The sequence below is a fragment of the Sorangium sp. KYC3313 genome, from assembly GCF_052075895.1.
GTDB lineage: Bacteria > Myxococcota_A > Polyangia > Polyangiales > Polyangiaceae > Sorangium > Sorangium cellulosum_B.
The window spans coordinates 4,147,374-4,159,605 of sequence record NZ_CP197255.1; the positions used below are offsets into that span (position 1 = coordinate 4,147,374).

Genomic DNA, 12,232 nt, shown 5'->3' on the forward strand with positions numbered 1-12,232 from the left:
CGCCCCGAGCGGCGTGGCCACCGCGGCGAGCGCCGCCTCTGGCCGAAGCAGCAACCCCATGATCGACCCCTGGCACCTCCGCGGCGGCGCGGGCGCCCTGGCGCTCGCCGCGGCGCTCGCCGCGGCGCTGCCAGCGTCGGCTCAGCCTGAAGACGCGGCGTTGCCTGCGCGCTCCGGGGGAGACGAGCGACCGGCGCAGCCGCCGCGACCCGATCGGCCGTCGCGATCGGCCGTGGTGCTCGCGACCGCGGTCGCGCCCGGGGCCGACGAGCGCGCCGCGCCGCTCGCCAGCGCGCTCGACGCGCTCCTGTCGGACACGGCGCAGGACCTCGGCCTGTCGGTGGATCTGGCGGGCCGCGTCGCCTCGCGATCGCGCCCCGACGAGGCCGAGCTCATCGAGCGCGCGCGCTCCGGCGACGAGCTCCTCATCGCGCCGAGCCTCGAGCTGCACGGCGACGAGGTGGAGCTCAGGCTCGCCGTTGCGTCCGGCGGATCGAGGTCGCTGAGGGTGCGGGTCGAGCGCGTCGCGCGGGACGACCTCGCGGTGCGCGCCGCGGTGATGCTCCGTGATCTCCTGGCCGAGCTCGACGCCGGCGCCGCCGTGGCCCGTGCGTCGGCCCGCGAGGCGCCGTGCCCCGAGCGGTGCCGCGGGCGCCTCGCCACGCCGGCGCGCAGCATGGGCAAGGCGACGCTCGCGGCCAACGCGACGCTCTACGGAGGCCTCGTGGGCTTCTCGATCCAGCGATCGAGCGGCTCGGACGATCCGCGCCTGCTCTATCCGCTCCTGGCGGTCGGCGCCGGGATCGGGCTCGGCGGCGCGATCATCATCGCGGAGGAGTGGGACGTCGGCGTGGCCGACGCGTGGTACCTCGGGTCCGGCACGTGGTGGCCGACGATCGCGGGGCACCTGATCTACCAGGGCCGCTTCGCGCAGCACGCGGCGGATCCGGCCCAGGAGCGCTGGGCGTCCGGGCTGATCGGCGGGACCGCCGGGATCACGCTGGCGGCGCTCGGGCTCTCGCTGGGCCGGATGTCCGAGGGCGGCGCGCTGATGGCGCAGTCGGGCGGCGGGCTGGGGCTCATGCTGGGCGGGCTTGTCGAGTGGGCGGGGCGGGGCGACGTGCAGCGGACGCCGATCGCGGGGATGGGCTACGGCGCGGCGCTCGGCTGGCTGGCGGCGGCCGCGGCGGCCACGCAGCTCGACGTCACGCCGTCGGAGATCCTGGCGATCGACGTGGGCGCGATGCTCGGCGGGCTGGGCGCCGCCGCGCTGGCCAGCCCGCTCGTGTTCGAGTCCCCGACCGAGGCGCAGCAGCGGGCCTGGGTCGGCGCCACGGCCGCGGGCTTTCTGCTCGGGGCGGGCGTCGCGTGGTGCGTGACCCGCCCTGCCGACGCCGGAGCCCGCAGCGCGGGCCCCTCGTGGAACCGGTTCGGCCTGCCCATGTTGGGAGTGATAGGAGAGAGCGTGGTCGGGAGCCGGCGAGCGCCCGCGCTCGGCCTCGGGTGGCAGGGGGCGATTCCGTAGGAGCTATGAAGATCACGATCACCGAGCTGGATGCAGGGACGCGCCTCGACAAGCTGCTCGTGCAGCTTCTCCCCGGGCTGGGGCGCGCGGGCGCGAAGCGGCTGTTCTCCGAGGGGCGCGTGCGCGTCCTCGGCGTGGGGAAGAGCGGCGCCGGCCGGCGCGCGTCGAAGGGCGACGTGGCGGCGGCCGGCGAGGTGCTGGAGGTCGACGTCGAGCCGACGGAGGCCTCCGGCGCGGCGACGCCGGATCCTTCCGCGCCGCTCGACGTGGTGCTCGAGCGCGACGACCTGGTGGTGGTGAACAAGCCCGCCGGGGTGCCGACGGCGCCGCTCCATCCGGGCGAGCGCGGGACGGTCGCGAACGCGCTCGTCGCGCGGTACCCCGAGATGGCGGGCATCGGCTTCTCTCCGCGGGAGCCGGGGCTCTGCCACCGGCTGGACACGGACACGAGCGGCCTCGTGCTCGCGGCGCGAACGGCCGCGGCGTTCGCGGCGCTCGGCGCCGGGCTGAAGGAGGGGCGGCTCGACAAGCGCTACCTGCTGATCTGCCAGATCGGCGATCTTCCCGAGATGGGCTCGATCGAGGTGCCGCTCGCGCCGCACCCGAAGGACAAGAAGCGGGTCTACCCCTGCATCCACCCGCGCGACGTGGCGCGGTACGCCCCGAGGCCGGCCGCGACGATGTACAAGCGCGTGCGGCAGGTGGGGCTCTGGGAGCTCGTCGAGGCGCGGGCGCCGCGGGCGCTGCGGCACCAGATACGGGCGCACTTCGCGTCGGTGGGGCACCCGCTGGCCGGCGACGTGCTCTACGGCGGGCCCGCGGTGGAGGGGCTCAGCCGCCACGCGCTGCACGCGCACTACATCGGGTGGGGCGGCAGCGACGCGGTGCCTGCGTTCGTGGTGACGTCGCCGCTGCCCGCGGACATGGCGGCGCTGGTCGGCGAGGCCTGAGCCGCGCGCCGCGTCGCCTCAGGGCGCGCGCGCCTCGACGACGTGGCCGTCGACGTCGCGCGCCCGCGCCGTGATCTGGAGGTCGTTGGCCGACGCCGTCCCGTCGAGATCGCTGAAGCGGAACGCGATCACGTATGCCGCGGACTGCGCGTTGAACTTCGCCGGCTCGATCCGGATGCCTCCGAGGCTCTGTTCGTCGATGGTCGCGGCGTCTCCCTCCCCGGTATATTTGCGGTTCCACTCCTCGTAGTTGAACACGCGCTCCTCGATGACCTCCCCGGTCGATCGGCTGGACGTCGCGACCGCGAGCTCGACGAGGCCCGGGGAGATGCCTGGCAGGGTGGCCTCGACCTCGACCGAGACGCTCGACGTGGAGTCCTCGTCGGTGCGGCGCACGGAGAGCGCCGGGGGCAGCCCGTCCGGCGTGGGGAGGAAGCGGAGCGGGTGCACGCAGTACACCTTCTCGTGCCCTCCCTCGCGGATCTCGAAGTGCAGGTGGGGGAACAGGCTGCTGGCGGCGAGCCCGGTATAGCCGATGTGCTGACCGCGCCCGACCTGATCGCCGGTCTCGACGAGCGGCATCGCCAGGTGGATATAGGTGCTGTAGAGGCACGCGCCCGGCTGATCGCAGTGCTCGATCTGCACCACGACGTCCTCGAAATCCTGGTAGCGGCCTGCGCGGATCACCTTTCCGTCGGCGACCGCGTACACCGGGGTGCCCATGACGGTGGGGATATCGATGCCGCGGTGGAAGTCGTAGACGCCATCGCGCGAGGCCTGCAGGCGGGGACCGAAGCTCGACGACATCGGCTGGATCTCGTCCGTCCCCCCGATCGGCCACACGAGGTCTGGGCCTTCAGGCTCCGAGCCGCAGCCGGCGACGATCGCGGAGAGGGCCAGCACGGGCGCGAGAGACGATGGCTTCATGGTGGCGAGTCCGTGGCGCGCGGGCTCCGCGCAGGTGGCGAGTCCACGGCGCGGCGCCCACACGCAGGCTATCGAAGCAGCGCGCGGAAGTCGAGGTCAGGTGTGCTGTGATGGATCCATGCGGCGCCGCCATCGACGCCGCTCGACTCTTCGCCTGCGGAGCAGCGGGGTCCAGCTCGGGATCGCGCGCGTCGTCTCGGGGCGCGCCGATGGGCTGCGGCTCGCGGGCGGCTTCGCCCTCCGCCCTCGCCGGCCGCGGCGGCGCGCTCAGGGCGTCGCCGGGGCCAGCGCGTACGACCGGTGCGTCATCGTCACGCCGAGGCTCGTGAGCGCCGGATCCGCGGCGGTGCAACGCACGAAGCTCCAGTTGTTCGGCGTGGCGAACGCGAACCCGAGGGAGCTGTCGGCGACCGTGCCCTCCCACTCGATGAGCGACACGTCGTCGAGGAACGAGGTGGCCTCGCCGCTCGCCGGCACACCCGCCCTGAAATAGAACCGGACGGAGCCCGCGTTCGCCGGCGGGGTCAGGTCGACGGTGAACGGCTGCCAGCCGTAGGTGCCGGCCGCGCGCGTGAAAACGATGCTGTTCGACACGCTGGTCCCGCCGCTCGTGTACCAGTAGACCTGCACACGCATCGGGCCGGCGTTGTTTCCCTTCATGTAGCCGGTCAGGGTCAATTGGCGGCCAGGCTCGAACTTGACGCGGTTGTTCATGTAGGTCGAGGCCTCGGTCGTGTTGCTCGACTTGCGCAGGAACACCATCGCGCCGGTCCCGCCGTGGACGACGCTGTTCTCGATGTAGCGGTACTCGCTCATCGACCACATCGAGCCTTCGTGGGAGGTGTCGTCGACGTCGCCGTCCTCGAAGTCGCCGTAGAGCATGATCTCCCGGCCGTAATCGCAGCTCGCGGCGGCCGTCGTCCGGACGGCGGCGAGCGAGTCCGCCGGGTTCGAGCGCACGTGCGCGAGGGGGCCTGTGCGGCGGCTCGTGAGCGGCACGGTCCGCGTCTCGACGGCATCGCTCGTCGTGTACTGCGAGGGGCTGCTCGCCGCGGCGGCCCGCGGGCCGCTCGGGAACACGACCGCGCCGGTCAGGCCGTCCGCCGCCTCGCCGGGCGCGGGCGCCGCCGGCAGCGTGGTGGAGAGGTGGCCGATGTGGCGGATCGCCCGGCCGAGCCAGGCGCCGCCCACGAGCTTCGGGACGTAGTCCTCGTTCTGGAACGGGATGAGCTGCACGCGGTGCACCGCGCGGTTGCCGCTCGCGTCCTCGTCGATGTCGATGGCGGCGAGGTACGACTGGAACGTCTCGAAGACGTCCTGATCGAAGACCATGTTCCCGAGCGACATGAAGATATAGCGGGGGCCGGCGCCGGCGTTGTACAGCCCGATGCCGTGGATCGTGTGCGGGTGGTGCGCCACGACCATGCCGGCGCCCTTCTGGACGAGCTGGGTGAACCGCCTCCGCATGCCGGACGACGGATAGTCGCTGTACTCGATGCCTCCGTGCAGCACCGGGATGGCGAAGCGCCCGACCGCGTCCTCCGCCATGAAGTCGCTGATCTCCGTGAGGCTGAGCTCGAGCGCGCCGGCCTTGGGCGGAGGCCCGTCGGAGGCGGTGAGCGTGTACGCCGGGAGCGTCGTCCCGTCGTTGACGAGCTGGTTGAACCCCTGGAAGGCCACGTCGACGCCGCCGAGCGTCCGGTAGAGCACGGTGCCCTTCGCCATCGTCTTGTCGAGCCCTGCGCCGAACCAGTCGAGGCCGGCGTTCGGGACGGCGGTGAGCGTGTCGGCGACGCCTGCCCCCAGGTAATCGAACATGTGGTTGTTGCCGAGGCTCACGGCGTCGACGCCGGAGAGCGCGAGCGCCCTGACCGTCTCGGGGTAGGAGAAGAACGTGAACGACTTGTAAGGGTGGGGCGTCTGCGGGTTGGCAGTGACGGGGCACTCCAGGTTGACCTGGGTGTAGTCGGCCGACGAGAGGACGTCGCGCAGGAAGGCGAGGACGGCGCTCGCGTCGGCTTGCCGTGTCGCGGGGCGGATCAGGTCGCCCACCTCTCCCTCGATGCCGTCTTCGTCGCTGTCGATGAAGCGCCGGCCGAACATCGTGTCGCCTCCCACGAGGATCCGGGCGCGGCCCGCGCGCTGCTCCGTCAGCACGACGCGGCCGACCCCGGCGGCCGCCTCGGCGAGCGGCAGGTGCAGATCGGCAGGGACGATCTCGCTGGTGTACCCGTCGACCTCGACGCGCAGCAGGACCGAGCGCCGCGCGAGCGCCGCCAGCGTGAACGCGCCCGCGCCGTCGGTGAACGCGATCTCGCCGTGGTTGACCGCGCCGCTCCCCCAGCCGATGGCCGTCACCTCCGCCCCCGCGATCGGCGACCCCGCCTCGTCGACGACGACGCCGGTCACGTCGATGGGGGCCGCCGCGTAGGTCGCGTCGTACGCGGCCTCCGTGGCGTCGAACTGGAACGCCGCCGACGCATCGCCCGCGGCGAGCCAGGCGCAGGCCGCAGCGCACACCGACAGCGGCGCGGAGGTGATGACGCGGACAAGGGGTCTTTCTGCCATGTTCGCTCCCGATCGGTTGGGGCCTGTTCGAGGACGGATGACCTCGACAGGCGTGATGGGCGCCAGAGCTCCTTCAGGGCCGGCTCAACACGTGCAAAACGTACAGCGCGCAAACGTGTAAATGTGCCGTGTGACCAAACTCCGAGGTGACCAAGGCCGACGATGGGGTCGCGAGCGTCGACTGGCCGCTCAGCCCTCGCTGGAGAGGCCACGAGAGCGCCGACCCATGCACGATTCGATCCGTTTCAGCGATGGCGCTGGAGACAAGGACGATGATCTCGAGACTATCATGCTTCGATCATCGCTCGCTATACGCTCGCGTGGAGCGGCCGGCGATTTGTCCTCTTGTCCTCTAGTTTTCTTGCGGTCTTGTGGTCTTGCCGGCGTAGCAAGGTGTTCCTGCACGTGAAGGCGTGTGCATGGACGGTGCGCTGTGGCGATGCGCGCCTGTGTCGTATAGCGGCGTACTGCCCTGGGCTCGCTACCCGACCAGCGCCGAGCCCTTGGCGAGCTGCGCGCGGCCGATCACGGCCAGGAGATCGGTTTGGGTCACGATGCCGCGCAGGCGCATCCTGGCGTCGACGATCAGCGCTTCGTGCACGCGCCCGCGGGAGAGGAGCTGGAAGAGCTCGTTGATCGGCGTGTCCTCGCCGGCGGTCTCGAAAAAGATGGACGGCAAGTCGCGCACGGTGGCCTCGGGCATGGCCGGCGCGATCGAGACGTCGATCGCGCCGTGCACGACGCCTCGCTCGTCGACCACCGCGCGAAGTGATAACCCAGGCTCGTCACGGCCGGGCCGCCGATGACCGCCGTGAGCGCCACCGCGCCCGCGGGCGGGTGCAAGCACCGGAGCAGGCTCGTGACGGCGATGGTGACCGCGACCGCGACGGCGCCCGCGCACAGCGGATCGGGGATGACGCGCGCCGCCGTGACGCCGATGACGGCCGCCAGCACGTTGCCGCCGAGCACGGACCAGGGCTGGGCGAGCGGGCTCGCGGGGACCCCGAACACGAGCACGGTCGACGCGCCGATCGGCGCTATCAGGAGCGGCGCCGGCGCGGTCGGCCCCAGGCAAGTGTTCATCACGGCCCCGGTCACCAGCAGCCCGAGCAACCCCCCGACCGCGGCGCGCGGCGCGAGCGGGATCGGGACGATGGGCCGCGGCAGGGCGCCAGCGGTGCGCGCGAGGCGCTCGTGCTCGCGCCCCTTGAGCGCGACAAGGGCGCTGGAGTGTTATCCTGGTAGGGTGTGCGTCTCTCGCCGAGGCGCCGGAACACCGACGATGGTTGGCGAGGGCGATTGAGGAGGGCGATCGAGCGTGCCTCGTCGGTCTATCGGCGCGACCTCAGCCCGCCGACCAGGCTCGCCAGCGCCACGATGCCCCCGAGCGGGAGAGCGAGCAGCCCCGCCGCGGCGCAGTTCAGCAAGGTCGCGAGGGTCTCTGCCAGCAGCTGGGCCTTCTGCGCGGCGTCCGCGCTGCCTGATGCGATGGCGGACGCGAGCGCGACGGGCAGCGCGCCGCACGCGACGCCTCCCGCCGCGGCGAGGAGGCCGAGCGTCGTTCCATGACGCCAGCGGCGTTGCAGCAGGGCACGAAGGCCGAGCACGGCCGCGCCGAGGGTGACCAGGCCGAGGAGGATCATCAGCGCGCAGAGCGCGTGCGTCATGGCGTCGTCCTGCTTCGTTGCGTGGCGGCGGTCATCGCGGCGCGAGCCAGGCTGATGCGAACACCCGTCGAACGAAGCCGCCCGGTCGTCGAGGTGGCGGCGTCATCCTTTGGGCTCAGCTTTCTGGGCCTCTTCAGGCCCCATCCATTGGTCCCAGCCTCCGGCAGGCTCGCGGGCCCCGTACGCCGCGAGCCAGTCTCGCGCGGCCTGCACGATCGGCGCGGGCGCCTCGAGGCTCCACTCCCAGGTCTCGAGCAGCGCCCGCAGCCGGCGCGTCGCTTCCTCGGTGCGCAGAAATTCATGATCCTGGATGTTGGTGGTCGTGGGTTTCCAGTAGTCGAGGAGCGAGATGTACTTGTCGAACAGCCCGAGGAGCTGCTCCGGCGTGGGGCGTACGGCAGGGTTTCCTTGTGCGAGGTAGCGCGGCGCCGCGAAGGCGGGGATGAGGTTGAGCACCCCGAACAGCGTGCCCATCACCTCGCCCAGCTTGTCCCATGACGCCTTCCACCGCTCGGGCTCCTTGGTCGCGAATTCGTGGGCTGCTTCCAGGGCGGCCCTCCACTGCTCTTCGTCCGTGTGCTGAGGCATGGTGTTTCCTCACGGGGCCATGCAGATCGGCCCTACGAAGCCACCGAACAAGGACGAGAGGCCTCTCGCGCCGACGGCGATCGGCTTGCCGTCGAGCACTCCCAGCTCCAAGCAGACATACGCGCACCAGGAGCGAATCGCGAGATGGGACAGGAGCTCGCCGACCCAGGCGGGGCACGTGCTGCACCTGGCGTCGCCGCAGTCCGTGACGAAGCAGCGGTGCTTCACGGAGGGTAAAGTGGTTCCCCACGCGGCGTACTTGCAGGGGGTGGAGTAGGCGCACCCGAACTCGTCCGTGCACTCATAGCGAGGCGTGATCCCGAGGGGCAGCGTCGAGGGATCGAGCGTCGAGAGCCACCGATCGGCCTCCTCGGCGGCCGCCGGCATGTACTGCGTCATGAGCTCGCCGAGTGCGGCCTCGTCGAGTGTCGCCGGGTCCAGGCCGAGCGACTCGATCATTCCGGCCAAGGCGTACGTTGTGAACGTCGCCTTCGTGGACGCGAGGGCGAGCTCTTGCGGGTCACCCCGCATGAATGCCTCCTCGGCCAGCTCCTCCGGTGTCTTCGTCTCCTGGTCCGGCTCCTCCACGCTCTGGTCCGGCGCCGGTTCCTCCGGGACCGGGACGCCGTCCGGCGCCGAGTCGTCATCGCCTCCCGTGCCTGGGCCCACCCGGATGACACAGCCCGGGACCATCGCGTACCCAACGATCGCCAGCCCCATCGCCGCAAGCAGTCTGCTCAAATGGCGCCTGCTCATTGCCTCCTCCCCTTGTGTGGTCTCGAACCGTAGACTCGCCAGGCGCTGCGGCGCAACGTGGAACGGCGCGCGCTCAGCGGCGGCGCTCACACCGATCCTGAGAGGAACGAGAGCACGCCGGAGGGGCCTCGCTGCGTCTGAGGTGAACTGTGCGGTTCGAGGGGTCGGCTGAAGGCCGGCGGGCAGCGTGACGGGGCGACCGGATCGGAGGAGAACGGCGGCGTCATCGCGTGACGGAGGCGCCGGCCGCTCCCTTGGCTGGCCACGCCGGGCGCGCGGCCCTTAGATCGGCTCGGGCTCGCTCTCGTCGTTCTTCTTCTTGGCGGCGGCGCGGGCCCGCTGGTGCGCCCGCCGCTCTTCCTCGGCCGCGTCTTCATACGGTGAGAGCAGGCGATCGCGCAGGAGCGCGTGGGCCTCGTCCCTGTCGTCGTCGTACTCGGAGTGCACGTGGACCATGAGCGCGCCATAGGCCTCGTGCCACGCCTCGACCGCCTTGACGGCCGGATCCGCGCCCTTGGCCTCGGTGACGCCGAGCTTCCCGCCATAGAGTTCGGTCCAGCGCCGGAGCCGGCCTACCTCGGCCGAGAGCCCGAGTCGCTCCACCGCGGCGTTCACCTCCTTGCGGTCGAGCGCCTTGACCATCGCGCTCATGCGCACCCATTGCTGGGAGTGGGCGAGCCGCAGGAAGTCGGTGCCTGACGACAGCACCTCGGAGCGCACGAGCTCCGCGTCGCCGCGGCGCGCGGCCTCCTCGTCGGAGAGCGGCAGGATGCCCTCGTGATCGAACGCGCGCACGATGCTGTCGAGCTCACTGCCGAACGCCCCGATGCACCGGTCGGTGCCGCGATCGATCTCCGTCATCGTGGCATCGGTGCTCCCGAGCGCCTCGAGGACCTCGGTGGCTGCGAGGACGGACTGGATCGCGGTCTCGACCTTGGCGGAGAGCTTGATCTTCTTCGATTTCAGCGCCTCCCGGTGGGCGGCGAGCTTGGTCCCTGCGACGATACACCCGCTCGGCGGGAGCCGGCGGGCGAGAAATGCGGCTTTTCCCATGAAGCCTTGCTATCGCAACCTCGGGGGCAGGGCCAGGCGATGGCCAGATGCCGGCGCACGTCGGCGGCGGTCCCCCCACCGGGCGGAACCTGTCGGCGGCGGTCCCCCCACCGGGCGGAACCTGTCGGCGGCGGTCCCCCCACCGGGCGGAACCTGTCGGCGGCGGTCCCCCTACCGGGCGGAACCTGTCGGCGGCGGTCCCCCTACCGGGCGGAGCACGCCGGGAAGCGCACGCTCGCTGTACGCTACGCCGCAGCGGAGACGGCCTTCTTGCGGGGGCGCGGCGCGCGGGTCGCCCCGGCCGCGCCGGCGCCGGACGGCTTCGTCGGCATGGCGCCCGCGGGCGGGGTGGACACGGCGCGGACCAGCGCGGCGGCGATGGCCGCCGTCATCCTCGCGGTCGGCAGGCGCGGCGTGAACGCGAGCACGCGCTCGCCGGGGCGCCGGCCGCGCGAGGAACGGCCGCTCTTCGCGAGCCCCTCGACGGCGCGCTCGCACGGCGAGCCGGGGGCGACGCGCAAGAGGACCTCGGGCAGCCCGATGGCGCCGCCGGCGCCGGGCGCGTAGACGACGCCGACCTCGATCCCGACGAAGCCGGGGAGCGCCGCGCGCGGCGAGAGGCCGAGCCGGAGCTCGTCGGCGTCGGGGCTGCCGTCCGGGATGCGGAGGCGGCCGACGACGCGGAGCTCCTGCGCCCCGGCCGCGGCGCCGGCGGGCGCCTTCCGCAGGCGCCGCACGCGCCGCGCGACGTCGCGCAGGAACGCGACCGGCCGCGCCGCCGGATCGGCGGGGAGCTCGGCGAGCCGGCCGGTGCAGAAGATCGCGAGCAGCGCCGTCGCGTCGAGCGCGAGCAGGTGGGCGTGGTACGGCGAGGCGGCCGCCACGGCGTGGACGCCCGCGCCGAGCCCGGCGAGCAGCGCGACGAGCAGCGCCTTGCCGGCGCGCGTCGAGACGTCGAGGTAGACGCCGCGCGCCCGCGGCGGCTCGCGGAACGCCTCGGCCTCCGCGATGGGGAGCCACTTGCCAGGGCGCCGCAAGGTCGCGGCGGCGCGCTCCGGGCGGGGCGTGCGGTGCGCGGCGAGCGCGGTCGCCGCCGCCACGAGCGCGGCGCCCGGCGTGCCGTCCCTGAGCAGGAGCTCCAGCGCGACGCCGGCGACGAGCGCGAGCCCCGCGAGCGCGGCGCGCGGCGCGAGCGGGATCGGGACGAGGGGCCGCGGCAGGGCGCCCGCGGCGCGCGCGAGGCGCTCGTGCTCGCGCGCCTTGAGCGCGACGAGGGCGCTGTAGAGCGCGAAGAGGACCACGCCCGCGGCCACGTAGAGGGTGCGGCTGCGATCGGGGCTGCCGGCCGCGGCGTCCGAGAGGCGGCCGAGCGTGTCGGCCCCGGGCTTCGCCGCCGCGGGCTCGGGCTGGAAGGCGCGCGCGTCGGCGCGGATCGCCCACCGGATCGGCTCGGCCTTGGGGGCGTACGGGCGGAGCAGCTCCAGCTCGTCCTTGTCGAGCGCGCGGCGGAGCGTGGAGAGCGTCGTCGGCGCCGGGAGCGCGTCGGGGGACGCCTCGTCGGCCTGCGCCTCGTCGACGCGCGGCTCGTCGGGCGCGGCCGGGAGCGCGACGGTGAGCCGCGCCGAGTCGTAGCCGTCGTCCCAGACGGGGCCGCTCCAGGAGACGCGGGAGCTCGGGCCGTCCTGCCGGATGAGCCCGCGCTTCATGAGGTCCGTGCGGTAGCGGAAGAAGAGCACGAACACCCCGCGGCTCAGCCCCTTGCCGTCGAAGCGGGCCCGCATCGCCGCCGGGCGGCGCGTGCCGTCCTCGCGCGGCCGGAGGTCGGGCGGCAGGAGCTCGATCGCGACCGGCGTCGCGGACGCGAGCGAGCCCGCCTCCGCGGCCTTGAAGGGCACGGCGTAGCTGCCCTGATCGAGCTGGGCGTCCGGGTCGACGCCCTGGATGTCGAGCCCGCGGAGCGGCCCGCCCGAGATCTTCAGCGTGACCTTGTGCTCGACCGTGGCGGCGCCGGCCCGGTCGATCGACAGGCGCACGTCGTCTCCGGCGATGTGCACCTCGACCCACGCGCGCGCGGGGAGGGCGAACGCGATCGACATGAGCGCCGCCAGGAACGGGAGCAGCAGCGCCGGCCCGGGGCGGCGGGCGATGCGAGAGGGCATGGTGCAGGAGTCCCACGTCGCCGCGCGCGGGGCCAAGTT

At 73.0% G+C, this 12,232-nt stretch carries 10 protein-coding genes and 1 pseudogene; 2 read left to right on the forward strand and 9 right to left on the reverse strand.

Features of this window, described 5'->3' with window-relative positions:
• The first annotated feature begins 58 nt into the window (after positions 1 to 58).
• The gene (locus ACSRUE_RS16130; RefSeq protein WP_441291771.1) at positions 59 to 1,525 is read left to right on the forward strand and encodes a hypothetical protein; all 1,467 of its coding nucleotides are present in this window, start codon (positions 59 to 61) and stop codon (positions 1,523 to 1,525) included.
• Positions 1,526 to 1,530: 5 nt separating this feature from the next.
• On the forward strand, positions 1,531 to 2,475 hold the full coding sequence (locus ACSRUE_RS16135; protein WP_437524143.1) for an RluA family pseudouridine synthase: 945 nt from the start codon (positions 1,531 to 1,533) through the stop codon (positions 2,473 to 2,475).
• A gap of 18 nt (positions 2,476 to 2,493) precedes the next feature.
• Here the strand turns inward: ACSRUE_RS16135 and ACSRUE_RS16140 are convergent, their stop codons facing one another.
• The 9 genes and pseudogenes from ACSRUE_RS16140 to ACSRUE_RS16180 all read right to left on the reverse strand — a co-directional run bounded on the left by ACSRUE_RS16140 (position 2,494) and on the right by ACSRUE_RS16180 (position 12,193).
• Complete coding sequence (locus tag ACSRUE_RS16140; protein WP_441291772.1) at positions 2,494 to 3,402, reverse strand: M23 family metallopeptidase; 909 nt, start codon at positions 3,400 to 3,402, stop codon at positions 2,494 to 2,496.
• A 267-nt stretch (positions 3,403 to 3,669) separates the two neighbouring features.
• Positions 3,670 to 5,970 (reverse strand): CapA family protein, encoded by a 2,301-nt coding sequence (locus ACSRUE_RS16145; protein ID WP_441291773.1) that lies wholly within the window; start codon positions 5,968 to 5,970, stop codon positions 3,670 to 3,672.
• A 481-nt stretch (positions 5,971 to 6,451) separates the two neighbouring features.
• Positions 6,452 to 6,730, reverse strand: a complete 279-nt coding sequence (locus ACSRUE_RS16150) for a CBS domain-containing protein (protein ID WP_441291774.1) — start codon at positions 6,728 to 6,730, stop codon at positions 6,452 to 6,454.
• Between the two features lie 56 nt (positions 6,731 to 6,786).
• Positions 6,787 to 7,053: pseudogene (locus tag ACSRUE_RS16155) on the reverse strand (HPP family protein); the annotation flags it as partial.
• A gap of 248 nt (positions 7,054 to 7,301) precedes the next feature.
• Positions 7,302 to 7,637 (reverse strand): hypothetical protein, encoded by a 336-nt coding sequence (locus ACSRUE_RS16160; protein WP_441291775.1) that lies wholly within the window; start codon positions 7,635 to 7,637, stop codon positions 7,302 to 7,304.
• A gap of 102 nt (positions 7,638 to 7,739) precedes the next feature.
• The gene (locus ACSRUE_RS16165) at positions 7,740 to 8,225 is read right to left on the reverse strand and encodes a hypothetical protein (protein WP_441291776.1); all 486 of its coding nucleotides are present in this window, start codon (positions 8,223 to 8,225) and stop codon (positions 7,740 to 7,742) included.
• Between the two features lie 9 nt (positions 8,226 to 8,234).
• The gene (locus tag ACSRUE_RS16170; RefSeq protein ID WP_441291777.1) at positions 8,235 to 8,966 is read right to left on the reverse strand and encodes a hypothetical protein; all 732 of its coding nucleotides are present in this window, start codon (positions 8,964 to 8,966) and stop codon (positions 8,235 to 8,237) included.
• Positions 8,967 to 9,263: 297 nt separating this feature from the next.
• A complete protein-coding gene (locus ACSRUE_RS16175; RefSeq protein ID WP_441291778.1) occupies positions 9,264 to 10,034 on the reverse strand; it encodes a phosphoenolpyruvate--protein phosphotransferase in 771 nt (256 codons plus the stop codon).
• A gap of 245 nt (positions 10,035 to 10,279) precedes the next feature.
• On the reverse strand, positions 10,280 to 12,193 hold the full coding sequence (locus ACSRUE_RS16180) for a hypothetical protein (RefSeq protein WP_441291779.1): 1,914 nt from the start codon (positions 12,191 to 12,193) through the stop codon (positions 10,280 to 10,282).
• Positions 12,194 to 12,232 lie beyond the last annotated feature (39 nt).

Bases quoted from the DNA above. Each gene is read 5' to 3' on its own strand.
- ACSRUE_RS16130 (WP_441291771.1), top strand. From the start codon at position 59: ATGATCGACCCCTGGCACCTCCGCGGCGGCGCGGGCGCCCTGGCGCTC.
- ACSRUE_RS16135 (WP_437524143.1), top strand. From the start codon at position 1,531: ATGAAGATCACGATCACCGAGCTGGATGCAGGGACGCGCCTCGACAAG.
- ACSRUE_RS16140 (WP_441291772.1), bottom strand. From the start codon at position 3,402: ATGAAGCCATCGTCTCTCGCGCCCGTGCTGGCCCTCTCCGCGATCGTC.
- ACSRUE_RS16145 (WP_441291773.1), bottom strand. From the start codon at position 5,970: ATGGCAGAAAGACCCCTTGTCCGCGTCATCACCTCCGCGCCGCTGTCG.
- ACSRUE_RS16160 (WP_441291775.1), bottom strand. From the start codon at position 7,637: ATGACGCACGCGCTCTGCGCGCTGATGATCCTCCTCGGCCTGGTCACC.
- ACSRUE_RS16165 (WP_441291776.1), bottom strand. From the start codon at position 8,225: ATGCCTCAGCACACGGACGAAGAGCAGTGGAGGGCCGCCCTGGAAGCA.
- ACSRUE_RS16175 (WP_441291778.1), bottom strand. From the start codon at position 10,034: ATGGGAAAAGCCGCATTTCTCGCCCGCCGGCTCCCGCCGAGCGGGTGT.
- ACSRUE_RS16180 (WP_441291779.1), bottom strand. From the start codon at position 12,193: ATGCCCTCTCGCATCGCCCGCCGCCCCGGGCCGGCGCTGCTGCTCCCG.